This window comes from Amycolatopsis sp. WAC 04197 (assembly GCF_003947475.1).
In the GTDB taxonomy this organism is placed as follows: Bacteria; Actinomycetota; Actinomycetes; order Mycobacteriales; family Pseudonocardiaceae; genus Amycolatopsis; species Amycolatopsis japonica.
Window position 1 is genome coordinate 631616 of the sequence record NZ_QHJK01000004.1, and the last position, 25484, is coordinate 657099.

Consider the following 25484-nt stretch of genomic DNA (forward strand, 5'->3'; position numbering starts at 1 on the left):
GTCGGCGGGTCGCGCGTGTCTTGAACACCGCGACCCGCCCGACCTCAGGGAGCATCCGTGACCGGACCCCGTGCCGACCTCTCCACCAGCGAACTGCTCATTGCCCACGCTCGTGTTCGAGCGAGGGGTCTGGGGCGGCGGCTCGAGTCGACGATGGTCGATCGGCAGCTGTACGACGAGCTCCGGCGCTTCCTCGACGAGGTCGGGTTCCCGGCCTGCGACGCACTCGACGGGCTCGCCGGTTCTGACGATCGAGAGCTGCGCAAACGCTTGCACCAGGTGCTGGGAATCGAGGCGCGGTGACGAAACAGGCGATCCCCGATGCCCGGCTGGAGTCCATCGTTCACACCGCGGCTCGCCGGATCGGCAGGGTACTGGGGTGGTGTGTGATCATCGCGAGCCCGCTGGCGGTGATCGTGGGCTTGGTGGTGCTGCGTCAGAGCCCACCGCCTGAAGCCCCGCAGTCCGAGCGGCTGATCGAGGCTGACGAGCCGCAGGGCTGGGCGGAGATGTACGTCCGGTCGTGGCTCTCGGCAAACCGCGACGATTCGGCTGGGCTCGAGGCCTTCTATCCGGCGGGGATGAAGTCGACACGTGCGGTCGGGACGCAGATCCCGGTCGACACCAGCACGCTGTCGGTCAGGTCGCCGCGGCCGGGCGCGTGGTCGGTGATGGTCGCCACCGACATCTGGGTGCAGCAACCTGACGGCAAGCACCGGGCGAAGCTGGTTTGCGCCGAGGTCAGCCTCGTCGGAAATGGCGAGGGCTATGTCGCGACATCGCTTCCGACGCCAGTGGCGTGTCCGCACACGCTCGCCGCGGTCGAGCTCGATTACCCGGAGACCGCGGAGCTCAACGGGCCGATCGGTCAGTCCGTACACGGCTTTCTGCTCGCCTACTTGGTTGGCCGAGGCGAGCTGAACCGCTACGTCGCGCCTGGGACGAACATCGGCGCGATCGTTCCTCCGCTGTACGCCGAGGCCCAGTTGTTGGAGCTGCGTACGCACGAGCCGTTCGAGCCCGGCCAAGCGGCCCGGCCGCTGGACGGAACCGAGGTTCACGCGACCGCGCGGACCTGGGGATACGACGGCCTTGGGCAGGTCACCACGATCGACTACGCCCTCACTCTCGTCGCGCGGGCGGGGCGTTGGGAAGTCAGCCGGATCGACCCCGTTCCGCTTCTGGCCGGAGAATAGGAGAAGAGATGTCGACCATCGTGCTCGCAGCCGACGTCAAAACCTGGATCGACACCAACCTCGTCTGGGGCGACCAGGCAGTTCGCCGCCTGATCCTGCTCGCGGCCGTCGTGGGCGGCATCGGCCTGCTGATCGGGACACGGGGCAACTTCACCCGTTCGATCAAGTACGGCGTGATCGCCGCGATCTTCCTCGGGATTCTGCTCAATCTCGATGGTGTGTCGGGCATGTTCGGCGCCTGGTTCACCAAATGACTCGCGGCGATGTCCTCATTGGACGGTCGTACACGCGGTCGCGCCGGTTTCCGCGGATGTTCGGGCGGATGCCCGGCCGGGACGGTGGCTATCTGCCTGGTGGCCCGTACACGCTCACTCAGGGGGTGGTCTTTCTTGTCCTTCTGCTGATCGTCTGGAAGCTGCCGCTTCTGGACTGGCTCGGTCCGGCGCGCTGGGGTGTGCCGCTGTTCGCGATCGCGGTCCGCCGCGCGCGGATCGAGTCGCGGACGCCCGCCAGTTGGCTGATCGGCCTCTTGGCACATCTGCTCGCGCCGTCGTCGGGGATGCTGGCTGGTCGGCCCTACCGGTCGGCGCGGCCGGTGTCCTGCACGCCGCGTTTCCACATGCATGGCGCGACTGTGGGCAAGTCTGTGGATAACTCCGCGCCGAAGTCGTCACTGCAACGGCTGCTCGCCGGAGTCCGGTGATGGAGAACCAGATCCAAGACATCAGCGGAAACCTGGTGTTCTGCGCGGACGGGTCGGTCTGGGCGGTGTGGCGGGCACACCCGCGCGAGAGCGCTCGCTCGACGGGAAAGCAACTGCACGAGCTCTACAGCCGCACCGTCACGTTCATGAAGTCCTTGCGTGGCGAGGTGATGCTGACGTCGCTGTGTGAACAGGTCCAGCCGCACGCGATCATCCGGCGCTGCCTCGGCGGTATCGACCTCGACGAGAATCCGCACTGGGCGGAAACAGTGCACAACGCCTGGGACCAGCTCGACGATCTCGACGTGCTCGGCCGCAGCTATTGGATCGCCAAACCCCTCGCCGGCGACGGAGGCCGCGCCCTGCTGCGAGCCGCGAAAGCAGCGCTGAGCGCAGGCCTCGGTCTCCCACCGCGGCCCGCGTCGCCTCAAGCCGTCGCTGAGGCACACGAACTCGCGAGCGTCATCGAGCACGAACTCGGCGGCGCGATCCCGCTTCGTCCCGCGACCGAAGCCGAACTGCTGTGGTGGTTGAGCCGCGCTCCGGTGAGGGGCATTCGCGAGCCTCAGCTCGAACGTGAGTCGACTGTGCACAACACCGGCGCGACCTTGTCACGTGGCCGAAGCCGCGCTCGCCTGGTGACGTTGCGCGGGACCGTGTTCGACGAAGGCGGCCGCAGCGACGAAGGTAAGCGCCTGGGAAACCCGCTGCAAGTCTTGAACAAGCGGTTCCTCAAGTGCGTCACGCCGGATGACGAGGGACTAATCGAGAGCTACCAGGCTTTTCTGGTGCTCGCAGAGATGCCCCGCGCCTTCACCTTTCCCGGGCACGAGATCTTGTCGAGGCTGGCGAACATCGGTTTCGGGGTCGACTACGCCTTGCGCATCGCGGCGAAGACGAACGACGAGGCTCGCGCGGCCAACCGGCGCCGTACCCGCGACCTGATGAGCCAGGACGACGAACATGGCGGAGACACCGCGGGTGTACCTGCCGATGTTCACTCCGCGCAGGAGGAGATCCAGCACAAGAACGCCCGCCTCGGCGCGAGTACCACCGAAATCGAACTCGAGGTCGGCATCGTCGCCTGCGTGTGGGGTGACACCGCCGACGAGTGCGACGCACGGGCCAAAACGTTGCGGCAGATGTTCTTGGGCGGCGAGTACAAGTGGGAGAGGCCGCTCGGTGGACAGAAGCAGCTCTACCAGGCGCTGCTCCCCGGCTACCGGACGCCGCTCGTCGTGCGGGAATGCAGCCAGAACCTCCTCTCCAGCGACTGCGCGATGTTGCTGCCGATGTCGTCCGCCGAGTTCGGCGATCCCAGCGGCGCGTTGTTCGGCATGGTCCTGGACGGCGGCGCGATCACCCCGTTCCTGCTCGACCCCACGTACGGGCCCACCCACGACTCGTCCGGCGGCGTCGCGGTGATCGGCGAACTCGGCTCCGGGAAATCGGTCGTACTGAAGAACATCGCCGCCGTCGTCCGGCTGATGCTCGACGGTCGCGTGATCACCATCGACCGCACCCGGAGCCGTGAATGGGAACCGGTTGCGAAGGCGCTCCCGGGCAACTGCCAGGTCGTCGACATCATCGATCCCACGCTCGACAGCGAACGAGCAGCGACTACCGAGCTTCGGCACTCGTGCGATCCCCTGCGGGTCTTCCGTGGCAAGACGAAGTCCAGCACCGGTATCGCGGAGACCTTCTTCGCCTCGTGGCTGGATCTGGAGTCCAACTCGGCCGAACGTGACGCGCTCGGCCGCGCCCTCGACGCGGTCAGCGGCTTGCCGACCGCGTCCAGCAACGCCCTCATCGACGTCCTCGCCGACCATGGTGCCGCGGATCCAGCGTCTCGAGGCCTCGCCGACCGACTGCGACGCCTTCGCCGCGATCCGATCACCCGGCCGATCTTCGATCCCGACCTCGGCCCCGTCGACCTACTCGCCGCCGACATGGTCGTCTTCTGCACCAACGAAGTGCCGCTCCCCAACACCCTGGAGATGAGTAACGAACGCATGGCCGCCCGTATCCCGCCGAGGAAGCTTTTCGGCCGTGCCTTCCATCTCCTGATCGCCGCGATCGCCAAGGAGATCTGCTTCGGAACCCAACGCTGGGGCCAATTCATCTGCGACGAGGCGTACAACGTCACCGGCACTCCCGAGGGGCAACAGATCGCCTTGGAGTTCGTGCGCGATGGGCGAAAACACGGCGCGGACGCCGCCTTCGGCTCGCATTCGGAAAGCGACCTCGGTGACGAGGTCCTTTGTGGACTGATCGCCGTCCGGATGCTCGGGCGCCATCGGGACGGCGGCCTCGCGCGACGAGGTCTTGCGTGGCTCGGTGTCGACCCGTCCGACGCCCGCTATCAGGAGATCGTCACCAAAGATCTCTCACCGCTCAACCCCGCAGGCAGCGAGGAAGAACGCCGGGCGCGTGCCGGCGAGTTCTTGGTCCGCGACCACGCCGGCCGGGTCGGCAAGGTCAAGATCTTGACCCAGCCATACCGGACGCTGCCTCAGGCCGTTCTCACCACGCCCACCATCGGGAGGCGGTCATGACGTACCGTGCCGCGAAACCTCTCGCCTTCGCCACCGTCGTGCTCGTCCTCCTACTCGGCAACGCCGTGCCCGCGACCGCCCAAGTCGCACCCGACGAGCCGCGGCCGTGCCAGCCGTACCCGCTGTGCCTCGTCGTCCCCGATCCTCGCGCGCCGCAGCCGACTCCGCCGACGTTGGACCAGCCCGATCCTGATGCGCCGACCCTGCCCTTGCAGAACGATCCCGGGCACGCCGCCCACCTCGAGGGCATGTTCACCATCGACGACGGCTACGGCCGCGACCTGCGCAATTACGACCTCTTCGCGAATCTGCCCTGGCTGGTCAGCAACCCCATGCCGACGATCTGGCTCTGGCTGGCGAACATGGGCTTCGCCGTCGGCAAGTATGCGCTCGGCTTCTCTGTTTGGTTCACCGAATGGTCCATGACCGCCGGCGTGGTCGACTGGATCAAAGCGCCTGCCCAGGACCTGGAGAAGATCTGGCAGACAACGATCATCGGGGGCTTGAAGCTCCGCGAGCTGGCCTTGCTCTTCACGACCTGCTACCTCGGACTGCTCTTCATGCGCGGCCTGACCACCCGAGCCTGGCGCGAGACCGTGTCCACGATCGCGATCAACGTCCTGGCCATCGCGATCATCACGCATCCCGTCGACTTCCTCGTCGGTGACGGGGGAGTGCTGAACCTCAGCCGAGACCTCGGCGCCGACGTCAGTGCGGTGATCATGGGCAAGCAACCCGGCGGCACCGGAAACCCAGCCGCGCCGATCGGGCAAGCCCTCATCGACAACCTGCTCATCGCGCCGTGGGAGACGCTCAACTACGGAACGCCGGTCTCCGGGAAACAGGGCACCGGTGCCTGTCAGTACTCGATCAAACAGATCCTCGACCAGGGGCCTTGGTCGGGCAAGGACAGCACTCCGGCCCGCGAACTCGCGGGTTGCCCGAGCGAGTACGGCAAGTACAACGAGGTCGCCGACGGCGACCGCATGCTTGGGGCGTGGGAGTACGCCGTCGCGATGATCCTGTTCGCGATCCTCACCATCTGTCTCAACGCGATCCAGATCCTTGCCCCGTACTTCCTGCTCTTCGAAGGTCTCCTGCTCAGCCTGGCCCTGATCGCGGCCTTGAGCCCGGCACTGCAACACCAATTGGCCTACCGCATCAGCTCGATCGCCGGGACCATCGCCAAGCTGCTGATGGGCATGTTCTTCATCGCCGTCATGACCGTGCTCCTGCGGTCGCTCATGCTCGCCGACCTCGGGCCGCAGCTGGTCAAGTTCGCCGTCATCGACATCGTCGTCCTCTCCGGCTTTCTGTTCCGCAAAAGGCTTATGGCGAACATTCAGCGGATCCGGTCCAGCGTCAACTCCGGTGTCCAGCGGCTCGGGCGGCCACGGAACGGGCCGAAATCCCTGCCCATGCCGGTCGTCGAGCCCGGGCCGCACCGGATCAGCCGTGCGGTCAAAACCGGCACCGGCGCCTTCAGCGAAGCGATCGCCCCAGCGAAGGACTTGACGAACCGGTTGGCGACCGCGAGCAAAGTGGGCGGGAAGGCCGGCAGCAAGGCGCTTTCCCTCACGTTGGGCGCCCCGGTGTCCTGGCCCGCCGCTGCGAATCGCGCGCATACCGCCCTCACTGCTCGGGGCACCGCCGCCAAGGCCGCGCTTGGGCGCAAGGCCGGTGCCGTGAAGGCCTACGCCTCCACATACGCGCATAACGTTGGCGCCGGACCGCTGTGGAACGCCGTCCTCGATCGCCGACGCTCCGGCAAGGAGGCACCTGCGCCGACCCCGCTACCGCCCGGAATGCTCCCGCCCGACCCGACCTGGGCACAACGCCTGCGGAGCCGGCTCACCGGGCATCGGTCATGAATCCCCTGCTCGCCCTCCAGATCGCCGACCATGTCCGCGACGAGGTGCGCGAACAGCCGAAGCGATGGGGCTGCCTTGCTCTCTTCGTCCTGTTCGGCCCCGCCATCGCCTGCGTGCTCGTCGCCGTCCTGATCATCGTGGTGATCGCCGGCGGTGCCGACGGCTCGGACACGTCGACAGGGCAAGTCCCCGGCATCCCCGACGTCATGCTCACCGCTTACCGACAGGCGACCCAGCGCACCAACGGGATTCGCCCGGCCTGCACCGGAATGCGGTGGTCCATCCTCGCCGGCATCGCCGAAGTCGAGTCTCGCCACGCCACGGGCCGCGCCGTCGCGCCCAACGGGGACATCACTCCGCCGATCCTCGGCCCCGTTCTCGACGGCAGCGGGGTGGGCGGCAACCGCACGCCGATCCGCAACCCCGACGGAACCTTCGCCCGGGCTGTCGGCCCGTTCCAGTTTCTGACCACTACCTGGGCGGGCGTCGAACAAGACGGGAACGATGACGGCGTGCGTAACCCGCACAACGCCTTCGACGCCGCCCTCGGCGCGGCCGTATACCTCTGCGGAACCGGCCCGTGTGATCTCACCGATCAAGCCCAGCTTCGCACCGCACTCTTCCGGTACAACGCGAGCCAGGCCTACGTGTCGCAGGTTCTGGCCATCATCGAGCGCTATGACGCCGCCCGGCTTCAGCCTGCCGTCAATGCCACCGGATCGGCGAAAGCGGTGATCGACGCGGCCATGTCTCAGCTCGGCGTCCCGTATGCCTGGGGTGGCGGAACCGCCGCGGGCCCCAGCCGCGGGATACGGGACGGAGGTGTGGCTGACCGGCACGGTGACTACAACAAGATCGGTTTCGACTGCAGCGGCCTCGTCGTCTACGCGTATGCCAAGGTCGGCATCGCGTTTCCGCACAACAGCAGGGCGCAGTTCGCATCAGGAGGTCGTGTGCCGAAGGAGGCTGGATTGGGCGCCTTGCGACCTGGGGACCTCGTCTTCTACAGCCCGGGTTTCATCCACCATGTCGGCATCTACCTCGGTGATCGGCGGATGGTGAATGCGCCGTTCTCCGGTGCGGTGGTCCGAGTGGATGTCGTTGATCTTGCGGAGTATGCCGGAGGGGTACGCGTACTGGAGCCGTGAGCCCTCGCACGGGTGCGGCATCATGAGCTGGTGACGCACGAGTCAGGTACCGGACACCGGGCGCAATTAGTCGACTGGCTGTCGAAACACATCCAGCTCCACCGCGCATTCGGCCGTAACGCCGACTGGCCGTACGGCAGCATCGAGGAACTTGTCCTCAGCCTTGGGCGCTGGGGCCTCCCGGCGCCCCTGCCGCCGGGCCGAGCCCGCGGGCCGGAACGGATGTGCTACGCCAATGCCGCCAGCTACGCCGAAAGCCACGACCTGACTTATGTCGAAGGCTATGCACTGACGTACGTCGGCTTCGTCTGTGCGCACGCGTGGTGTGTCGACGCCGACGGTCGCGTTCATGATCCGACTTGGCGCGACGATGTCGGAGTGGCGTACTTGGGAATCCCCTTCTCCGCCGGTTACGCCCGAACATTCACTGAAAAGTTCGGTAGCGCCTGCCTGCTCCATGATGCTCACCTCGACGAGTTCCGCATCCTCCGTGAAGGACTGCCTGTCGATGCGACCGTGCCCATCGGCGAGCCGATCGGCACACGCGCGTCTTGAGGCGCGAATCAAGACGGTGAGTCGTCGCACATGTCTCGCATCGAGTTGGTGTGCGACTGCGAGGAGCCGTCATGGGTGTGGAGTTTGCGTTCGATACCGCGTTCGATCCGGCGGTCGCGAGATCGGCTGATCTCTGTCTTTCCGCTGGTCAGACATCGTGGGTACAGCACCCAAGGGATGCCGACTTGTTCCCCCATGGCCGTCAGGCCATCCAGGGAACCAGCGCGCCGAAGGCGCTCGATCTCCACCACGTGCTCACCGAGCCCGCGCTGTGGTGGGTGACCGCTGCGCTGGTCGCGATCTTGATCGCGGTCTTCGTCCTCCACCGACACTTCCGTTCCCACCACCTCCGCTCCAGAGTCAGTTACGACCTCCTTCCGACCGCCACGTTCGACCCGTCGCTCCAGAGTGTTCTGGCGTTCGCGCACCAGCTCGACCGGGTGCGCCCGGTGCACGGCTGGGTGCCGAAGTCCGCGGTCGGTGTCCGGGTGCGGTTCAGCACCGACAAGGCGCTCGGGAAGCTCACCATGAGCGTGGAGGGCCGTGAGTCGATCACCAGCGTGATCAACAAGCTGACCTACCCCGAAGTCGAAATCCGTCGCAACGCGGACGACCGGGGAGATGTCTCCCGTGTGGACGGGGGACCGCGATGAACGGGGAGAGTTCTCCCTCCGTCGAGTATGTGGCACGTGCCGAACTGATTCTCGCCCGTCCGGCCCACCTCGCGCTCAAGGCGCTGCCGCTCCGGCCCGACGACCCGCTGCAGGCTTTGGCGAACGCGCTCGGCGACGTCCGGCCTGATCTCGGCGAGAAGGTCGACGTCTGCCTCGACCTGATCCCGCTGACGCCCGCGAGGATCCGCCACCTCGCTCGTCAGACGGCGACGGTAGCGGGACCGTTCGGTGAGGCCGCACGCGAGATCGTCGGTGAGTTCGTGCGCAGGCCCCGCCGGCCGGTCGCGCCGGTACCGAACAAGTTCGCCACCGACGAGCCGGTTTTCGCGGTCCAAGTGTTGATCCGCTGCCGTTCGGAGATCCCCGGCCGCGCCGAGGCACATCTGCGCAGCGTGATCGGCGCCTTCGACGTCTACCGCGGAGACAACTACTGGCGAGCTCGAGGACCGCGTGTGCTGGGCTGGCACTTCGGCGCGGACACGGTCGTGATCCGCAGGTTCTTCGATCGCCGTTTCGACACCGGCTTGACCAAGCCGCGCAGCCGGTCCTACGTGACGGCCAGCGAGATCGCGGCGCTGCTGAAGCCGCCGTCCGGCCGTTGCCTGTCACCGGTGATCGCACGTAGCCGTGGTTGGGTCATGCCCGCTCCGAGGGAGATCCCGCGGTACAAGCCCGGCGCGGGACTTGTCCGGCTCGGCTACGTCACCGACCTCAACGGCGAGGAGAGGCTCGTCGGAGTGCCGATTCGCGAGTTGCTGTTCTCGGCGCGGTTCGGGAAGGCCGGCTTCGGCAAGACCGAGGAGGCGCTCGCGCAGGCGATCGAGATCGCTCGGCTCGGAGGCGGGGTCTGGTTCCTAGATCCGCACGCCGACGGATGGAAACGAGCGAAACCGTACCTCTCGGATCCTGAACTGCGGAATCGACTGTGGGAAGTCAATCTTGATGTTCGCGGCCGAGGCAAGCGGCTGCCCGGCTGGAACCCGCTCAGCATGCAGGGGTTCTCCGAAGAGGACATCGAGGATCGCGTCGACGCCGTCGTCACGTCGTTCGCCACCGCGCTGGGCTGGGGAGACTCCGCCCCGCGGGCGAAGTCGATCCTGACCAAGGCGTGTGAGGCGCTCTGCTACCTCGCGATGCGGCTGCCCGCGGAGTGCGCGCCCACGATCTTCCAGATCCCGACGCTCCTCGACGACGAAACCTGGCGCGACGAGATCTTGCGTGTCCTCAAGCCGAGCATCCGTCGCTACTGGACGGATTCGTTCACGAAGCTCGCACCGGACGCGACCACAGTCGTCACGAACATCATCAATCGGCTGCGCACCAGCCCGACGCTATCCGCCTTCCTCGGCTCGTCGGTCACGACGTACAACGTCCGCCGGGCGATGGACGCCGGGAAGATCGTCTTCGTCTGCACCACCGGCACCGGCGAGACGAACAAGCTGATCACGTCTTTCATGATTTACGACCTGTTCCGCGCCGGCCGTTCGCGGGCAGATACCCCGGTCGATCAGCGCCGCAGGTGCGACGCGTTCGTCGACGAGCTCGCGGCGGTCGACGGAGCTTCGCGCGGCTACCTCGCCGCGATTCTGGAGCAGCTGCGGAAATATCGCGTCGCGCTGCACGCCATGAACCAGATGCCCGACCGGCTCGCGCCCGAGACCCGCAGGGCGCTGCTGCAGAACCAGTCGCTCCTGATGACCAGCGCCGCGGCGATCGACGGCGCGCGGACCGTGGCCCGTGAGTACGGCGGCCTCGTCCAGCCCGCCACAATCACCGAGCTCGAGCAATTCCACCACGTCGTCACCGTGACACTCGGTGGGCAGCGCACCACCCCGTTCAAGATCCGTGGCCTCCATGTCGACGACGAATTCGCTGACCACTTCCATCCCGAGTGGAACGACGACGTCGACCGGTGCCTCGACCGGAACCTGACCCGCCGACCGATCGGCGAGGTCCTCGACGAACTCGAGGATCTCGATGACCGCATCCTCGACGCCTTGCGCGGCAACCGGCCGGCACCCGAGTCGACGGTGGAGTGAATCGATGCAGCGGCTCGATCCGTTCAAGCGCGAGGCGCTCGTCGTTCTCTACTGGCATCGGATGGTCTCCACCGATCAGATACGTCGGTTGATCGCTCCCGCGGCACCGATCCGCACCGTCCAGCACAAGCTTCTCGCCCTCCAGACGGACGGCCTCGCCGCGGGGCTGCACCGGCACCGCGCTCCCCGAACCTGGCACGTCACCGAAAGCGGCGCGGAACTGGTCGAGGAATCCGGCCGGGTGGAACCCCGCCCGTACCGGATTCCGCGGGCCGCTGTGGTGGAACTGCTGCAGGAGCACACGCTCGACGTCGTCGAGACCGGCATCGCCTTCACAAATGCGGCACGTCGACGTGGAGACGAGTGCGGGCCGCTCTCTTGGACGCCCGAGGCCGCCCACCGGTTTCGAGACGGCCGAGGACGGCGGCAAGGCGTTGTCATCGCCGACGCGGTCCTCGACTACGTCCTCAATGAAGACGGGAGGCGATCGCAGCGCACGTTCTTCGTCGAGCTGGACCGCGCGACCATGCCCGTCCCCAGGCTGGCCCAGAAGCTCCGCTCGTACGTGCAGTACCACGACTACATCCCAGGAAAGCCGAACTCCGCTGGGCGTCCCGCGTGGCGAAGCCGCTACGCACGCTTCCCGCGGCTACTCGTCGTTTTGTCGGGTGCGGCCGAGCATGTTCTCGAGCGCCGGCTCGCGGACCTGCGGGCCTACGCGCGAGCGATGCACGGCCTGGCGCTCGCCGGCGATCGCGTGTGCGCGCTGGGTACGACTCTGCGAAGACTTCGTGAGCACGGACCGGCAGCTGACATCGCGTTGCCGCTGCTCGCCGAGAGCGGGGCGCCGGTATCCGCTTTCGCTTGGCCCAAGACGGGTAACCCGTGATGAACGAGCCGGTCGATCTCGTCGAGCAGCTCGGGATTTCGTCCCGGCTGCGGCAACGCCGATTCACCTTGCTCCCGCTGCGAGGCGAAGGCTCACCGTTCACAGACTCGCAGGGACGGGCGCCCGGCGATAGCACCGCTCCGGAAGAGCTTGCTGACCTGATCTCCTCCATCGCGACCGTCGGCGTCCTCCAGCCGGTTCTCGTCGAGGAGATGGACGTCGGCGACGGCAAGGCTCCCGCCATGAGGCTGACCGCGGGGGAGCGGCGCCTGAGGGCTTGCCGCTGGGGCGCGGTCCACAAGCCGAACAACCCGCACTTCGCCGCAGTCCCGGCGGTCATTTGCCCCGGACCGCTGTCGGACGAGGAACGCCGGATCTGGCAGCTGGTCGAGAACCTCGCTCGTGAGAACCTGCGCCCTGGCGAGCTGGCGGCCGCGCTCGTTCTCGATCGCTGCGCGGTGCTTCTAGGCAAGCTGATCGCACATGGTTACAAGGTTCCCGCCGACGTCTACGCCATCGACGATCCGATCGCCCGGTTCTCCGCCATGGAGCGGATCCGTGGTGCCGACAAGAAATGCGCCGCGCCTTGGTCCCAGGTGCTGACCCGCCTCGGCCTGCAGCTGACCCCGAGGAAGGCACGCGAGCTGGTGCGCGCGTTCGCCGAAATGCCCCGCGAGATCGCCGAAGAGATGGATGCGGCCAAGATCAGCCTCAACACCAGGATCCGGTTCATCGAACTCAATCGCGGGCGAGCACAGGCGGCTCAGGACATCTGGGCCGCGGTGAAGAAGACCAACCGGACCCGGCTGTTGAGTTCGGCTTTGACCACCGCTGCCGATCCATCGGTCAGTCCTGACGAAGCGCTAGCCGAAGCCGAACGGCTGCACGAACAAGCGGACAGTGCACGTGCCGAGAAACTGCGCGCTGACACCGGTGAGCCTGGCCCGTTGGTCGAGCAACGACTTGTCGACAAAGCCCTCGCCGGCCTTCGCCCCCTGGCAGCGGCACTGGCGACTGGCGCTCGGCTTTCTGCACACGACCTGGCGTCCCTTCGTCTTCTGACCACTCAACTCAACGGAACGGAGTGAGCACCTTGCCCGTATTCCTCGGCCTACCCGCAGACGTCGCGCCGGCTGCGAGATGCGACTGCAGGCGCTGCCCCTGGTACTCGGGCTCCGACGCTGAGCCGGGAGCGGTGATCGCGCCCGTGTGCTCGGGATGCAACTCGGACTGCAGCTACTGCGGCTGCGCGCGGGCAGAGACCGCATGCTCGAGCTGCCCGATTCGCTGCGGATCCCGGACGGACATCCAGGCGTGGATGGCCGACGCCGGAGGAACCCTCGAATTCGACGACATCGCAATCCGCAGCCGCTTGCCCGAAGGGTTGCCCTCCTTTATCCCGCAGGTCGACGGATCAGGCGTCGGTGACCTCGACGCGATCTTGGGCTGGCCAGCCTATGCCGTCGGGCTTCGCCGCGTCTTCTCGCCACAGACGTACGCCATCTATCCGCGGTGGGATAAACCGGCGACGGAGGTGCTCGGACTTCCGGCGACGACACTGACAGTCCTTTCGGGATATGGAGAAGATCCGCTGGTCGAAGCGTTCTGGACGATGCGGCACCGCGATCGGCTGCTCGACCGGTTGGCGACGCTTGAGTTCGATCTCGTCCTGGCGCCCAACTACTCGATCTACGGCAACTGGCCGCGCGCCGAGCACCTGATCAACATGCGCAGGTCGTTGCTGCTGGCGGAAGAGTTCGTCAACGCCGGCATGGCGGCCGTGCCGAACCTGTACTGGTTCCGGCTCGAAGACCTTCAGCGCTACGCCGCCTGGATCGCGGACACGACGCCGCCCGCGATCGCTATCAACCTTCAGACCGTGCGCGAGAACAAGAACTGGGAAACGTGGGCGTTGCCCGGTCTCAGCTGGCTCGCGGAGAACATCCCGGACGACCTTCCCGTCATCATCACTGGCCTCTCCCGGCGAGACCGCATCGCCACCGCCGTCGACCTGTTCGGCGCCAGGCTGACTCTCGTCAGCCAGAACCCGGCGCAGTACGCGCTCCATGGAGCGGTGATGACTCCCGAAGGGCGGAAGGACCTGCACGCCCGCATTCCCGACGCCTTCGCGAGCTCGGTGCGCTACCTGGCTTCGCTCCTACCCGAAGGAGGAAACTGATGCAGCGAACGCTCTGGATTCTGCTCGGCTGGTCACCCGAGTATGGAGCCGCTACGACCGTCGTCGCGGTGCTCGGCATTGATCAGGGCGACGACGGCCGGATCGACCGTCACATCGAATGGGTTCCACGGGAGTATCAGCGCTGCCTCACATGGCGAAAGCGCATCGCGTCGACGCCAGTCGGTGAGCTCCCCGCCCACATCGAGCTTTGGGAGAACTCGGTCACCGCGCCCGCCGCCCGCATTGACCCCGTCCCCTCTGCGCCTGACCTCGCTGCCGCTGTTCAGTGTCAGCTCGACGACCTGCTCGGTTTCGCCGGCTGATCGAGTTCTCGATGGGAACGAATTCCAAGACCGCGCACGCCACATACGCTGTCGGCCCGTCGGCTGCGGCTGAGCACAAGAGCCCCGAAGACGCAGAAATCGCTTTGTCGGTCGTGGAAGGTTTCGTACTCGACGGAGTTGACCCGGAGAACCCCTTCGATCCGACCACGCTCGATCTTCCGGATGACGTTGGTGAACGGTACGCGATGTTCGTAGAGGCTGTACACGAGGCGCAGGAAGAAATCGCGAAGATCGTCGGAGACCCCAGCGCGTTCGAGGACACGCTCCACACGCAGTGCGAGCTGTTTCTGAACAGCCTCACGCAGGACGAGCTCAAGGAACTCGCTGCCGCGCAAGGGTTCAAGCACCCAGCCTTGGTGGGATGGTCCGAGATCGACGGAAACCCGTTGGTGCACTGGCTTGATCCGTCCTATCCGGACGACGCGGGTACCAAGCAGACGATCCAGAGCATCGCGATCAACAGGTTCATCGCATTGCACGCCGGCGAAACAGTCGGAGGCAAGACCCTGGCGCAATGGCAACAGATCGACGCGAACCTGATCGCGAAGCCAAGCCTTAGCGTGCCGCCGGGCTTCACAGCGTGGACGCCGACCGCTGCTGAAGTGCAGGCAGCGCAGGAAGCGATCAACTCTGCCGCTGACGCGGTCGAGGCGGCCAAGACCAACGGATCCTGGGCCGATCCCGATCTCGTCTCGACTTTGATCGCTGCGGAAAACAAGCTGGCGACCGCGGACAACCCGGCGCTCGACGACTTGGCGTCGATACGCTCGGCTGCGAAGCAGCAAGTCGATCAAGCGTTCACCGACATCACTCCACATGAACTGTCCACTGCGATACAGACAGCGAAGGATCTCGATCAGATCGCACCGTTCCAGGTCAAGGTGCTCAATTCTCACCAGGTTCTGAAGCTGCTGCGCGCGTCGACCGAAAAACAGGAACGGCTCGACCTGCAGCACCTCGCCATCGAGAGGGCGGCCACGAAGGCGACGTTCGAAGCCGACATCGCCAAACTGCATGACGCGCTTGATCACGGTGGCTTGCCCAGTCTCGCCGACCCGGGCGGCGTCTCGTCGATGGCCAAGTTCCTCGACCATACACATCAAGCCGGCGTTGCGTACACGGCCATGAGTAGCTGGAAGCCGGTCGAGCCAACGCTCGCGCACAACGAGACTCTCCAGATCGCGCAAACCGAGATAGGGCCTTGGGCTGACCAGCAAGAGCTGAAGGACCTGCGAGCGTTCGTCGTCTCCGCGGGCCTCATCACAGCCGATCAAGCCGCGGCCGCGCCGAAGTCGATCTGCAAGACACTCCTGGTGCAGCAAGCCTACGGAGCCAGTTCGTCGGTCGCGTCCCTGAAGCACAGTTTGCAAGAGAAGATCGCTCTCAAGAACAGTACGAAGTCCTTGCCGCCAAAGGTGGGGAAATCCGCGAAGGCGCCGATCGTGGAGGTGCCGAGAAGCGCATTTGGTCGCCAGCACGCTGAGATGCTTTCAGCGCTCAAACAGACCAAAGCCGCGCTCGCGGCCTTGCCGAAACCGGCCGAGCCATCTGCGGTCGCTGCCTGGGACTTCGGAGTCGGCAAACCTGCGCACCTCGGCGGGACACATCCGAAGACGCTGCATACCGGGCCGGACGGTAAGACATGGCTGGCGAAGGGAGAAGCGACCCCGCGGGGCGGTGCAGTCGTCGAAGCCGAGGCCGCAACCTCGCGAGCACTCAAACGCGCAGGTCTGCCCGTCGTCCCGGTATTCGCGACCAAGATCAACGGAAAGCCGGCCTCCGTGCAGCCGATGCTCGTCGGCGCGACCGAGATGTCGAGCGAGCCCTCCACGTGGTCGCAAACCGATGTCGATGACATCGTCCGCCTGCACGTCGCAAGCTGGGCGCTGGGAAACCACGATCCCCACGCCGGCAACGTTCTTCGGACCGGACAGGGCGGCCTCGTCCCGATCGACCACGGTCAGTCGTTCAAGTTCTATGGCCAGGACAAGCTGTCGATGTCGTTCCGGCCCAACAACACGACGGCCGTCTACCACCAGGCGTATGACGCCTTCAAGACGGGCAAGCTCGCCAAGGGTGTGCGGATCAACCCGGCGGCCGCGCATTCGGTGATCAAGCACATCGAGGCGGTTCCGGACGCCGAATGGCGGGGGATGCTGCAGTCGGCGGCCTACGCCGGAGCCGCGCAGAAGCAGATGAAATGGGTCCCGGCGATGCGTGCTCGAGCTGCCAAGCACCATGGAATCACCGAGACCGCGGTGACCACGAAACAGATCGCAGAGACCTTCCTCGACTACGCGGTCGAGCGCAAAAGGAGCCTGCGCAAGGACTTCACCGACTTCTTCCTCGGTGAGTTGAAGCTGGAGAACGCCGCGGCACTCCAACACGCTGGGAAGACTTGATGGGCACCAACTCCAAGACGGCTCATACGAGCTACTCGATCACGCCGTCGACCTCGTCGGCCGTATCGGAGCCTGTGGTGATTGCTCCTCCAGCCGAAGCAGAAGCCGTTGTGGAGTCAGAGGCTCAGCCACTGACCCCGATACCGGACACGCCTGACGTCGGTAGGGCCTTTGGGGAGCCGATTCTGGTGGGCGGGACCGACCTGCACGCCTCGAGTGCCACTCTCGTCAGTTACGCCAGCACCGAAGGTCCACGCACCGTTCTGCACGCGCTGGTCAATGAGGAGGCGGAGGAGAAGCTGCTCGATGCCATCAATGTCACCAAGGAGACAGGGCCGGTTCAGATCGAGCAGGCCGTCCATGGTCGGCTGCCGCTCGACGAGCAGCACGAGCTTGCTGACAAGATCATCGCGGCCGCGAAGAGCGTGAACCATCACCTCAAGGTTGGAGATCTCTCCCTCGGGAATCTCCCCTCGACAACAGAGCAAAAGATCAGCGACGCGAAGAAGGCGATGGAGGACGCAGCTACGGAGATCGGCGAGAGCCCGGGGCCGGCGGACGCCGCGATGCTCGCGCACTACGCGGGCAAGCTGGTTGACGTCGAGGCAGCGGCCGCGACCGCCAAGTCTGTGGGGCATGTCAACCCGTACCTGCACGAAGGCCTCGCGACCGTGACGGTGACGATGCCGGTGCTCGTGAGCGGCACTGGAGACCACCGGGTCGCGGGTCTCCTGCGTGACGCGACGCGGATCAAGCCGTCCCTGGATACCGAGACGGGACAAGCCAGCTGGAATGGCGTCGCCAGATGGGAGAAGGTTGCCGGCAAGGAGTATGTGATCAACCTCGGTGATGGGTTTCAAGCCGTCTACCGGCCTTATAGCGTCAACTCGCCGAAGACGACGGAGTTCTCGCTGCGTGGCCGGCTCGAGATCATCGCGCCCGCGGGCGAGGGGCACGGCCCCGACGTGGTCAAAAGGCTCGGCCAGCTCAACCTGGCCAACCGTCCCATGACCCAAGCCGAAGGCGAGTACGGCTACCTCGCAGCGAACGTCAAGGCACAGAACTTGGCAGGCAAGGCCGAGGTTCAGGCGGCCATCGCGACCGGCGATCAGCTCGAAGAGATGACCCGACAGGAGCTTTTCCACGAGCGGGCTCATCTCGCGGTCGGGCTGGACGATGCTCAACTTGCGCGGTTCGCCAAAGACATCCAGTTGGACGCGCACACGCAGGCCTTGCCGACCAAAGTGAAGGTCTTACGGGAAGCTGTTGCGAAGGCGACAGGCTACGAGACGGGCGGGGCGCTCTCGGCCACCGATGGATACGACCCCACGCCCCGACGATCCGGTGGCTGGCTCACGTGGAGCCGGTTCGACGTCGGCAACTCGATGACGAAGCTGGACGCCGCGTTCAAGGGGAAAGCTTTGGTCCATTCCACCTCGGCGTCAGGGTTGAAGGCGATGTTGGCCAACGGGGTGCTCGCCTCCACCGAGCGCCGGACCTTGATGGGTGTCAGCCGCGGCGTCGGCATGAGCGAAGACGAGGACAAGCTCACCGGGGGAGCGAGCTCCGTCTTCCTGCGTGTTCTGGGAAAGCCCGCATCCGGCTCCGGCCCGAAGCTGGTCTGGGACGAACCTGGGCGTCTGATGCACCGTGCGGACTACTACGGCGCGAACGCGGACACCTACGGGGCCGTCAACCCCGCGAAGGCCGGCAAGTACTCGTCGTCCACGAGGAACCCGTTCAAGATCGCCGGCTTCACACATCCCGCCAACGAGGTCATGTTCGGAGATGGAATCGACCTGCTGGGTGCCGAAGGACCGTCAAGAATCCTCTGCGACAGCAAGGCGCAGCGCGACGAGATCCAGGCGATGTTCACGGCCAAAGGCATCACGCACATCGCCGGCAAGCCGATCGACGAAGTTCTGAAGGGATAACCCGTGAGCCACGAGATCAACCTTGATGAGGCTGAGCGCATCCTTGAGAACCTGGTCGCCGGTCGCGCACAGAGGCGATCCGACGACTTGCTGCCCGGCGCCGAACTCGTCGTCGATGGCGGCCGACGGGTGGCGTTGGCCAGGCAAGTGCGTCGTGATACGAACCTCCCCGCGCTCTTCTGGATCCGGCCGCTCGCCGTGGCGTTGCAGGACCCGGAGACGCGATTGCCCGTCTTCGATCCGGCGGTCGTCCGGCGCCGGGCGCTTCACGTCACCGCGGCACGGCGCGAGGGCTCCCGGCTCCGGCTCGAACTCGCCGACGGCTCTGCCGTGACCGTCCAGCCGGCTCGGTCCGGTCGGCTCGTGACCCTGCAGGCGTTCGACACGTGGATGACCACGATCCCGAACGATGAGCGCCGGGCGTTGGAGAGCCTTGAGCACGACTGAGGCGGGCCTGAATCAAGCCAGTGATCGCCGCCGCTTGTCTTGGGTATGGGTGAGACTCCGAGACCTGCCTTGAGCGACGTCGAATGGGTCGGTGAACATCACGAGGCGCATGGACAGCTGCTTGTCCGGGGCTCCTCGCTCGACGAGATCATCACGAAGGCGACCGAAGCCTTGGTCACCCGCATGCCGTCGCTTGGCCAGGCGGGTTTGCGTGTCCGGCCCGGGTGGTGGTGCGTGGCCACCTGCGAGTGCCGCCGGGCACTGGCGGTCTCGAATCATCCTGGGTGGCACTACCGCCGAGCGCGTTCGGACGAAGCCGGTTCCTGGTACGGCGCGGAGGTTCGGTTCGGTCTCTTGCCACGACGTTCACACGGTCGAGCGATGTAAACGCCGGTTGACCACGAGCTCGTGTGACGATGACCGAGTGGACCAGCTGATGAGCACTGACCTGCGCGTCGCCATCGGGTTCGCTCTCTGCGGTCTGCTCGCCGCGCTGCTGTTCCGCGCCACACTCAGGACTTCCCCGAAGCGCCTCCACTTCGTGGCGATCGCCATCGCGACCGTCATCCTCGGGGCGGCTACGGCAGCATGGCCGCCCAGCATGATCGCCGCAGGTGCCCTTCTGGCGGTGTGTGCCGTGCCGGCCGCCGCTGTTGACGTCGTCGAGCACCGCGTGCCGGACAAACTCACCGCGCCCTTGGCCGCGGGAATGGTCATCACGCTGGTCGCCGCGGCACTGTTCACCGATTCGATGCCGTCGTTGACCCGGGCGCTGGTCGGAGCCTTGGTGTGGGGCGGCATGTTGCTCGTGTCGTTCCTCCTCACCGGCGATCCGGGGCCTGGCGACGTCAAGCTGGCGCCGAGCCTGGGAATGCTGCTTGGCTGGCTCGGTTGGAAGTGGCTTCTGGCCGGGATCATCGGCTCTTACCTGCTGGCCGCTCTGTTCGCCGGGCTCGGGCTGCTGGCGAAGCGCTGGACTCTTCGTGACGGTCGCATGCCGCTCGCGCCTCCGATGCTGGCCGCTGCGGTGCTGAGCGCGACGATCGCCGCGTTCAGCGGCTGAATCGAACGCGTATCCGGATCACATGTCCTGAGGGCTCGCTACACCAGCAAAGGAGCCCGCCGATGTATGAACCTCCGTGGTACGACCAGGACCTCGAACAAGCCGCAGCGAACGCCGCACAGCGATTCGACCTCGACGACGACCAGGCCCGTGGGCTGGTCGAGAAGGTCGTCGATGCCCTGGAAGAAGGCGGTGACGCCGTCGGTGACGCGGCCTGGGACGTCGAGAACGAACATCCGGGCGTCCCGGGTGAAGACTTCGTCGAAGACGTCGCCGCGGAGCTGGGCTACGACGACGTTCTTTGAGGCAACCGGTTCAGTACTCGGCGTCAGCCGCGCCCGGCTTCGGAAGGGCTCGTTCCCGGCCGTCGCGCGGCTGTCCGCCGATGAACCCATCCCAGCACACGACTTCGTGAGCAACGTCCGCGCTGAGGAGCCGTGGGTCCAAAGTGGACGAGGCACGGTTGTAGGCCATGACGAGGTTGGCGCCTTGCGTGATGACCTCCGCCATCTGGAGGTGAAAGCGCGCCCACTCCAGATAGGTCTGGTACGAAAGCTCCAGCCTGCTCGCGATGCGGCGATGGAAACGATTCCGATCCCTCGGAATGCCCACGATTTCATGGTGGAGTTCTTTCGCGCGAGCGAAGAAGTTCTCCGCCGCGAGACAGTGGTGCGCTGCCGACATGACGTCGTCGGTCGGATTCGTTCGCTTGACTGCGATCATGATTTCCTGCCTGTTCCAGGTGGCGGAGCGTCGATCAGGTTGACCTTCTTGCCGATCCGAACCGGCGCGTCGGCCGGGCCGCGCCAGTGACCCGACACGACCTTCCAGCGCCGGAGTGAGTGGTTGGGCCCGTATGCCTGCCGTCGAAGGAACGGTGCGACGGGGAAGCGCACGCCGACGGTGCGTCCGCTCGGTTCCGAGGGCCGCGCTGGCCGAGTGGGTGCCTTCTGGCTGACCGACAGGACCCGTACCGGGTCCGTGGAGTGGCCTGCCCGCGCGGACCGCTTTCGCAGCGTCCTCGGGAGGTGCTCTTCAGTCACCTCCGTGAAGCCGTTCGGCTGACAGAAGATCCAACCCGCGTGGACTACCCGCATCCAGTCGATCGTCGTTTTGGCGGCGGCCAGCTTGGTGGGATCGAGAGGACGTCCGCCGGGCTCGTCGGGAACGACGGCTTCGGAAGCACCCCAGGGCATGTAGATCTCGTTGTCCCAGGTCAGCTCCGCGTTCTGTGCGTGCGCGAGCCGGGTCGCTTCGGCCGTGGGGAAGCCCACCGCGCGGAACTTGGCGATGACCGCCGCGAAGTCGGTGATGCTCCAGAAGGTCAGCCAGATCCCACCGTCGGGATGGGAGATGAGGGAGGTTTCTCCCCAGGAGACGGCGACGATGGCGACCGTCTTGCCGTCTTCTCTGACGTAGGTGCCCAGCGGTTCGGGGAAGAGCATGAAGCCGGTGAGCGCTGGCAAGTCCTGAGGCTCGATGTCCCAGCGATCCTGGAGATTCCGAGCGGCGTGATGGACGAGGGGCGTGATGTCGCTCGTGACGTAGAACAGCTGCGCCTGGTGTAGCCGCTGGTACTCGTCCGCCAACATCACCTCCGCTCCACGGTCCGGATCACCGACGGGGCGAAGAGTTCCTCGACCCTCGCGGATCACCGCCGAGGTGAACAGATGCGCTGCGAAGCTCGTGAGGTACTCGGCCAAATGCTCGCGTAAGGCTGGAAGCTCGCGCGGCTCGGGCGGGCACCAGGCCGTGTCAACGTGTTCGGCCATGACGACGCCCCACGAATCGCTCCCGACCAACCACTGACCTGGGGTTGTTGTGCTGCACTTGAGCCTCCCGCTAAAACCTTGATTACTAAGTAGACAAGGTTCAAGGTAGGCGAACATTGACTACTTAGTCAACAAGGTTGTTGCGGGCAGGACATGCCGAGTTGGCGCTCGTGCAAGTCGGACGTGCAGGTCCCTGTTAACTTCACCCTGGTGAGCGGCGACAACCACCGACTGGAAGATGGCCGTCCGGCCGGCGAAGGGCTGACCCTGCGTTATCTCGGGATGGTCGAGATCGGGGAGTGGTTCGGAGTCTCGCATCGGACGGTCGCGCTGTGGCGGCGGCGTTACGCCGCGGATCACCCGTTTCCGGAGCCGGATGTCGTCATCGGTCGGACGCCGGGCTGGTCGCCGGGGCGAGAGGCGGAGATCCGTGAGTGGGAGCGGGGGAGGCCCGGTCAGGGGGCAGGTGGCGGGCGCCCACGAAAAGCGACGTAGTCGACTTCGTCCGTTCGTGCTGTGGATGTGGTCGACGTGAGCGTAGTGACTGGGTATTTGCGACGCTAGTAAGTTTGCCTCTGCCGGGCTAATCGTGTGCGTCGACTATATGGGGCACGGTGTCTGTCTTCAATCCCTGGCAAATGCACTGCTTGCTCGATGTCATCTCCGGAGGCGCGCCGCGAGCACGTTGTCCTTGGTGGAAGTGCTCGCGGCGGCGTCAAGATGGCCGTAGGCGGTTTGTCGTCGACATGGGCCTAGCTGCGGGAACGAAAGGGTTCATGGGTCTTTGAGGATGCTATTGAAGTGCTTCAACCGACATGGTTTGTGGGGGCGTACATCTAGGTTGAAAGTAAGTGTGTTATCCGGTTCAACCTCTGGTGATCTGTGGGTACTGCGCGTCTGCTAGGCAAAAAGGGTTTGGCGGGGTTTTTAGGATGGCCGGGTTTTCTAGTTGCTTCGGGTCGATGATGGCATCATGGAGAATTGCGTCAGCAAGGTTGGCGGCCTCTAGTTTGGCGTCAGCTAGATTTGCGTATACGAGGTCTGCGCCAACGAATTGAGCACCAACTAGCCAGCTTTTCTGAAGGTTGGCGTTAGCTAATACTGTGCAGGTGAAATTGGCGAACATTGCGTTTCCTTGGTCTAGTCTTGCGCTGAGCAGGTATGCGCCTGTGAAGTTGGATTCGGTCAGGTCTGCCCCGCTTAGATCTGAGCCGGCAAGGAATGCGCGGGTAAAATCCAAGCCCACGAAGTCGACTCCGGAAAGACAAGTGAAGCGCAAATCTACTGAATACTCGTTGGCTTTTGTGTCTGGCTTGATGATGTGTCGACCGATTACTCCGATTGCAGTTCTGATGTCGTTCGGAACCCGTTTTTCTTCGGTGCATTCGGAGATTGGTGAGTGTTCGCGAATAAAAGAAGCAAGAAGCTTGATTATTGTGGGGTGATGTCGCGGTGAGTCCTGTAGAAGACTCTCCAGTGAGTGAATTCCGCCTTGTCTGATGTCGATACTGTCGCGGTTTCCTAACTGCTGGACGGCGCGATTGAATCGGTCGTCGAACTGGCCTCGCTCCGTAATTCCTACTTGTTGCAGACTGGCTTGGGCGGACTGCTGGCTTGCTTTGGCGGATAGGCAGCTGACGGCCACTGCTCCCGTGGCAACCAATGCGGACACCAGGCTTATCAGATTGCCCCAGAGCTGCTTGCCGTCCTTTTTGGCAGTCTCCGCTTCGTTCTTGGAAGTCGAGGAACGAGTTTCGGTGCGTCCGGTTGTTCGGCTTGCGGATCGTCGGCGGTTCCTGTTGTGTCGCTTGTTTCTCGCGGACATGGCGGTCGATTATGCCGTACCGTCGCTGGCTGTCAGGGGTGGAGGGGGCTTCGAGTGGGATAGCTGTCTGATACAAGACGGCCAAGCTTTGCTCGGCGACACGCAAGTCTTTCGCCTGGTGCTGGATGCTGAAATCAGATGGTGTCAGCCTGGTCATGATGACTGTCCGGCTGGACCGCGGGCGCTATCATTATGCCCTGTTTGATCTCGTCGGGTGCTCGGCGTGGGCGTCACCTCTTTGAGTGATGATCATTCGTGCTGTCGTGATTGATTCGATTTGTCGCAGGTTGGCTTCGATTCACCCTTTGGATGGACTCCCTTGCGCTCAGGGCGATCTCGCGAAGTTCATTCAGCTTCCGCAGGTATGGTGTCATGTCGTTGACCTCATCAAGGACCACCATCGCAGTGGCAGTATGAACGGTGAGGGCGGAGTTCTTGTCGTAGTCCTCGAAGAAGCTGAAGGCCGTCTGGAAGTCTTCGTCGAAGCTGTCTGTGGGGATGACGTGCACGTGGCAGTGCGGGATGCTGGCGGTCATCATCAGCTGGAGACGCTGTTCTTCCAATACATCGCGCATAGCCGGATCGCGGAGCGCGACCTCGTCGATGTAGAAGGTGGTGTCGAAGCCCGACCTCACGCCCTTGAGGACCTCCTGACGCGAGAGCCGTGCCTGCAGGGCGTCCTTGACGAGAGGGTCCTTGGGGTTGCGGTTGGCGCGCAGCATCACTTCGGCGTACTGCTCGGTCTGCAGCAACGACGGGATCCGGCGCGGTTCGTACACCTTGATCTTTTTCGCGCTCGAATGCAGAAAGTCGAGGGTCGGGAGCAGGTCGGGCATGTTCTCCGGATGACGCTGGAGGTCGTAGCCGTTGGCTGGTAACTCGGCCAACCTCTTCACGCGATCGAACTCCGCCGGCGCGGTCCCAGCTCGGGCCAGGTACGCGACGATGTCGAGCGTGGACCCGTCGCGCTGTCCGCTTTCTAGGCGAGAGACCTTCGGCGCTCCCCAGTCGAGGCCGCGGCAGATATCCGCCTGGAACAGTCCGGACCGTTTCCGTGCTCGCCGCAGCGCGGAGCCGATCTCTCGGCTCTTGGCCGTAGACTCCTCGACACACCTAGACTTCGCCGGCGGTTCTGGGGCTGCTTTGAACACGATCAGTCACTTTCTCGGGTGGGACTGGCATCCGGCCACCGGGGAGGTTGTGGCCAGAGTCGATGGTGAAGTTCGGTGGGGATGAGGGCTGCGAGGGAGAGTCGTGCGGCAAGCACTTCTCTCGCTGCGACGTCGAACCGCTCGCACGGCCACTGTTTGCCGAAGCAGACAGAGCAAAGAAAGGAGACGTCAGGATCGGGTAGGTGTGCCGTCAGGTCACATACTGAGTAGGCGACCTCGCCCAGCGGGCTGTCGCCGGCGACGATCAGGCAGGCCCAATGCCGGATCGAAGGCGTCTCGTCCATGGCCCGGCTCACAGCCTCGGCGGTTGAGAGTTGTTCGCCAACTCGTCCGCGCGAAGTCGAATGTGCGGCTCCTGGTACGGCCGCGGCTGCGGCGGAAGAACGATGACTTCGGTCGGCTCAGTGTCCAAGAACTCTGGATCCGTTGAAGGCCATCCAGTTTCCTCGCCCTTCCGCTGCTGGCTGACGCGGGCGACGATCGCCAGCGCTGCCCAATACGGCTGCCTGCGGATCAGGTGAATCCGGTGGCGCTTCGTGAAGTGTTTGACGACAAGCCAGATCAGGACCGCAGTGACGGCGGCAGAGCTAGCTGACCAGTACAACGACATGACAGCCTCCCAGAGGGCATTCGCTCAGAAGCCTTCACGTAGCCGGTAGGCCAGCCGAACGGATACGCAAGGCCAGTACTGCCCGCAGGACGAGCACCGACCGTGG

25 protein-coding genes are annotated in these 25484 nt (G+C 65.0%); 20 read left to right on the top strand and 5 right to left on the bottom strand.

The features are described from left to right. Nucleotides 1–57: 57 nt before the first annotated feature. The 19 genes from DMC64_RS19900 to DMC64_RS19995 all read left to right on the top strand — a co-directional run bounded on the left by DMC64_RS19900 (nucleotide 58) and on the right by DMC64_RS19995 (nucleotide 20304). On the top strand, nucleotides 58–303 hold the full coding sequence (locus DMC64_RS19900) for a hypothetical protein (protein ID WP_125734695.1): 246 nt from the start codon (nucleotides 58–60) through the stop codon (nucleotides 301–303). Then, a complete protein-coding gene (locus tag DMC64_RS19905; RefSeq protein ID WP_233629719.1) occupies nucleotides 300–1196 on the top strand; it encodes a conjugal transfer protein in 897 nt (298 codons plus the stop codon). The genes DMC64_RS19900 and DMC64_RS19905 overlap by 4 nt, the downstream gene beginning before the upstream one ends. A gap of 8 nt (nucleotides 1197–1204) precedes the next feature. Continuing rightward, the gene (locus tag DMC64_RS19910) at nucleotides 1205–1450 is read left to right on the top strand and encodes a hypothetical protein (RefSeq protein WP_125734696.1); all 246 of its coding nucleotides are present in this window, start codon (nucleotides 1205–1207) and stop codon (nucleotides 1448–1450) included. A gap of 68 nt (nucleotides 1451–1518) precedes the next feature. Then, a complete protein-coding gene (locus DMC64_RS19915; RefSeq protein ID WP_233629720.1) occupies nucleotides 1519–1899 on the top strand; it encodes a hypothetical protein in 381 nt (126 codons plus the stop codon). Further along, nucleotides 1899–4454, top strand: coding sequence for an ATP-binding protein (locus tag DMC64_RS19920; RefSeq protein ID WP_125734698.1), 2556 nt, complete (start codon nucleotides 1899–1901; stop codon nucleotides 4452–4454). The genes DMC64_RS19915 and DMC64_RS19920 overlap by 1 nt, the downstream gene beginning before the upstream one ends. Then, the gene (locus DMC64_RS19925) at nucleotides 4451–6325 is read left to right on the top strand and encodes a hypothetical protein (RefSeq protein ID WP_233629721.1); all 1875 of its coding nucleotides are present in this window, start codon (nucleotides 4451–4453) and stop codon (nucleotides 6323–6325) included. The genes DMC64_RS19920 and DMC64_RS19925 overlap by 4 nt, the downstream gene beginning before the upstream one ends. Then, the gene (locus DMC64_RS19930) at nucleotides 6322–7473 is read left to right on the top strand and encodes a bifunctional lysozyme/C40 family peptidase (protein WP_125734699.1); all 1152 of its coding nucleotides are present in this window, start codon (nucleotides 6322–6324) and stop codon (nucleotides 7471–7473) included. The genes DMC64_RS19925 and DMC64_RS19930 overlap by 4 nt, the downstream gene beginning before the upstream one ends. A 30-nt stretch (nucleotides 7474–7503) precedes the next feature. Next, complete coding sequence (locus tag DMC64_RS19935) at nucleotides 7504–8028, top strand: hypothetical protein (RefSeq protein WP_125734700.1); 525 nt, start codon at nucleotides 7504–7506, stop codon at nucleotides 8026–8028. A 185-nt stretch (nucleotides 8029–8213) separates the two neighbouring features. Further along, a complete protein-coding gene (locus DMC64_RS19940; protein ID WP_233629722.1) occupies nucleotides 8214–8681 on the top strand; it encodes a hypothetical protein in 468 nt (155 codons plus the stop codon). A 29-nt stretch (nucleotides 8682–8710) separates the two neighbouring features. Continuing rightward, entirely contained in the window at nucleotides 8711–10741 is a 2031-nt protein-coding gene (locus tag DMC64_RS19945; RefSeq protein ID WP_233629723.1) for a type IV secretory system conjugative DNA transfer family protein, read from the top strand. A 4-nt stretch (nucleotides 10742–10745) separates the two neighbouring features. After that, entirely contained in the window at nucleotides 10746–11630 is an 885-nt protein-coding gene (locus DMC64_RS19950; protein ID WP_125734701.1) for a replication-relaxation family protein, read from the top strand. Further along, entirely contained in the window at nucleotides 11630–12718 is a 1089-nt protein-coding gene (locus tag DMC64_RS19955) for a ParB/RepB/Spo0J family partition protein (RefSeq protein WP_233629724.1), read from the top strand. Before DMC64_RS19950 ends, DMC64_RS19955 begins: the two co-directional genes overlap by 1 nt. A gap of 230 nt (nucleotides 12719–12948) precedes the next feature. Then, the gene (locus DMC64_RS19960) at nucleotides 12949–13809 is read left to right on the top strand and encodes a DUF4417 domain-containing protein (RefSeq protein WP_233629725.1); all 861 of its coding nucleotides are present in this window, start codon (nucleotides 12949–12951) and stop codon (nucleotides 13807–13809) included. Further along, nucleotides 13809–14132: a hypothetical protein gene (locus DMC64_RS19965; protein ID WP_125734703.1), complete on the top strand. Its 324-nt coding sequence runs from the start codon at nucleotides 13809–13811 to the stop codon at nucleotides 14130–14132. Before DMC64_RS19960 ends, DMC64_RS19965 begins: the two co-directional genes overlap by 1 nt. 11 nt (nucleotides 14133–14143) lie before the next feature. After that, the gene (locus tag DMC64_RS19970; protein ID WP_125734704.1) at nucleotides 14144–16555 is read left to right on the top strand and encodes a hypothetical protein; all 2412 of its coding nucleotides are present in this window, start codon (nucleotides 14144–14146) and stop codon (nucleotides 16553–16555) included. Beyond that, nucleotides 16555–18489 carry a hypothetical protein gene (locus tag DMC64_RS19975; protein ID WP_125734705.1) on the top strand — a complete coding sequence of 645 codons (1935 nt, stop codon included), beginning with the start codon at nucleotides 16555–16557 and terminating at the stop codon, nucleotides 18487–18489. The genes DMC64_RS19970 and DMC64_RS19975 overlap by 1 nt, the downstream gene beginning before the upstream one ends. Nucleotides 18490–18492: 3 nt before the next feature. Further along, nucleotides 18493–18936 carry a hypothetical protein gene (locus DMC64_RS19980; RefSeq protein WP_233629726.1) on the top strand — a complete coding sequence of 148 codons (444 nt, stop codon included), beginning with the start codon at nucleotides 18493–18495 and terminating at the stop codon, nucleotides 18934–18936. Between the two features lie 436 nt (nucleotides 18937–19372). Further along, on the top strand, nucleotides 19373–19999 hold the full coding sequence (locus DMC64_RS19990; RefSeq protein WP_125734707.1) for a prepilin peptidase: 627 nt from the start codon (nucleotides 19373–19375) through the stop codon (nucleotides 19997–19999). Nucleotides 20000–20061: 62 nt separating this feature from the next. After that, nucleotides 20062–20304 carry a hypothetical protein gene (locus tag DMC64_RS19995; protein WP_125734708.1) on the top strand — a complete coding sequence of 81 codons (243 nt, stop codon included), beginning with the start codon at nucleotides 20062–20064 and terminating at the stop codon, nucleotides 20302–20304. 10 nt (nucleotides 20305–20314) lie between these two features. Here the strand turns inward: DMC64_RS19995 and DMC64_RS20000 are convergent, their stop codons facing one another. After that, nucleotides 20315–20722, bottom strand: coding sequence for a hypothetical protein (locus DMC64_RS20000; RefSeq protein WP_125734709.1), 408 nt, complete (start codon nucleotides 20720–20722; stop codon nucleotides 20315–20317). Continuing rightward, nucleotides 20719–21888 carry a hypothetical protein gene (locus DMC64_RS20005; protein WP_233629727.1) on the bottom strand — a complete coding sequence of 390 codons (1170 nt, stop codon included), beginning with the start codon at nucleotides 21886–21888 and terminating at the stop codon, nucleotides 20719–20721. Before DMC64_RS20005 ends, DMC64_RS20000 begins: the two co-directional genes overlap by 4 nt. Before the next feature lie 93 nt (nucleotides 21889–21981). Between DMC64_RS20005 and DMC64_RS20010 the strand changes: the two genes are divergently transcribed. Next, nucleotides 21982–22266 (top strand): hypothetical protein, encoded by a 285-nt coding sequence (locus tag DMC64_RS20010; RefSeq protein WP_125734710.1) that lies wholly within the window; start codon nucleotides 21982–21984, stop codon nucleotides 22264–22266. Nucleotides 22267–22636: 370 nt separating this feature from the next. Here the strand turns inward: DMC64_RS20010 and DMC64_RS20015 are convergent, their stop codons facing one another. From DMC64_RS20015 to DMC64_RS20025, 3 genes are all read right to left on the bottom strand, one after another. After that, complete coding sequence (locus DMC64_RS20015) at nucleotides 22637–23596, bottom strand: pentapeptide repeat-containing protein (RefSeq protein ID WP_125734711.1); 960 nt, start codon at nucleotides 23594–23596, stop codon at nucleotides 22637–22639. A 230-nt stretch (nucleotides 23597–23826) separates the two neighbouring features. Then, nucleotides 23827–24747: a helix-turn-helix transcriptional regulator gene (locus tag DMC64_RS20020; protein ID WP_158634225.1), complete on the bottom strand. Its 921-nt coding sequence runs from the start codon at nucleotides 24745–24747 to the stop codon at nucleotides 23827–23829. Nucleotides 24748–25060: 313 nt separating this feature from the next. Then, complete coding sequence (locus DMC64_RS20025; protein WP_125734713.1) at nucleotides 25061–25378, bottom strand: hypothetical protein; 318 nt, start codon at nucleotides 25376–25378, stop codon at nucleotides 25061–25063. Nucleotides 25379–25484: the final 106 nt, after the last annotated feature.

Excerpts from the sequence above, each read along its gene's own strand:
- DMC64_RS19910 (WP_125734696.1), top strand. The coding sequence starts at position 1,205 with ATGTCGACCATCGTGCTCGCAGCCGACGTCAAAACCTGGATCGACACC.
- DMC64_RS19915 (WP_233629720.1), top strand. The coding sequence starts at position 1,519 with ATGCCCGGCCGGGACGGTGGCTATCTGCCTGGTGGCCCGTACACGCTC.
- DMC64_RS19920 (WP_125734698.1), top strand. The coding sequence starts at position 1,899 with ATGGAGAACCAGATCCAAGACATCAGCGGAAACCTGGTGTTCTGCGCG.
- DMC64_RS19925 (WP_233629721.1), top strand. The coding sequence starts at position 4,451 with ATGACGTACCGTGCCGCGAAACCTCTCGCCTTCGCCACCGTCGTGCTC.
- DMC64_RS19930 (WP_125734699.1), top strand. The coding sequence starts at position 6,322 with ATGAATCCCCTGCTCGCCCTCCAGATCGCCGACCATGTCCGCGACGAG.
- DMC64_RS19950 (WP_125734701.1), top strand. The coding sequence starts at position 10,746 with ATGCAGCGGCTCGATCCGTTCAAGCGCGAGGCGCTCGTCGTTCTCTAC.
- DMC64_RS19955 (WP_233629724.1), top strand. The coding sequence starts at position 11,630 with ATGAACGAGCCGGTCGATCTCGTCGAGCAGCTCGGGATTTCGTCCCGG.
- DMC64_RS19960 (WP_233629725.1), top strand. The coding sequence starts at position 12,949 with ATGGCCGACGCCGGAGGAACCCTCGAATTCGACGACATCGCAATCCGC.
- DMC64_RS19965 (WP_125734703.1), top strand. The coding sequence starts at position 13,809 with ATGCAGCGAACGCTCTGGATTCTGCTCGGCTGGTCACCCGAGTATGGA.
- DMC64_RS19970 (WP_125734704.1), top strand. The coding sequence starts at position 14,144 with ATGGGAACGAATTCCAAGACCGCGCACGCCACATACGCTGTCGGCCCG.
- DMC64_RS19975 (WP_125734705.1), top strand. The coding sequence starts at position 16,555 with ATGGGCACCAACTCCAAGACGGCTCATACGAGCTACTCGATCACGCCG.
- DMC64_RS19990 (WP_125734707.1), top strand. The coding sequence starts at position 19,373 with ATGAGCACTGACCTGCGCGTCGCCATCGGGTTCGCTCTCTGCGGTCTG.
- DMC64_RS19995 (WP_125734708.1), top strand. The coding sequence starts at position 20,062 with ATGTATGAACCTCCGTGGTACGACCAGGACCTCGAACAAGCCGCAGCG.
- DMC64_RS20000 (WP_125734709.1), bottom strand. The coding sequence starts at position 20,722 with ATGATCGCAGTCAAGCGAACGAATCCGACCGACGACGTCATGTCGGCA.
- DMC64_RS20005 (WP_233629727.1), bottom strand. The coding sequence starts at position 21,888 with ATGTTCGCCTACCTTGAACCTTGTCTACTTAGTAATCAAGGTTTTAGC.
- DMC64_RS20015 (WP_125734711.1), bottom strand. The coding sequence starts at position 23,596 with ATGTCCGCGAGAAACAAGCGACACAACAGGAACCGCCGACGATCCGCA.
- DMC64_RS20025 (WP_125734713.1), bottom strand. The coding sequence starts at position 25,378 with ATGTCGTTGTACTGGTCAGCTAGCTCTGCCGCCGTCACTGCGGTCCTG.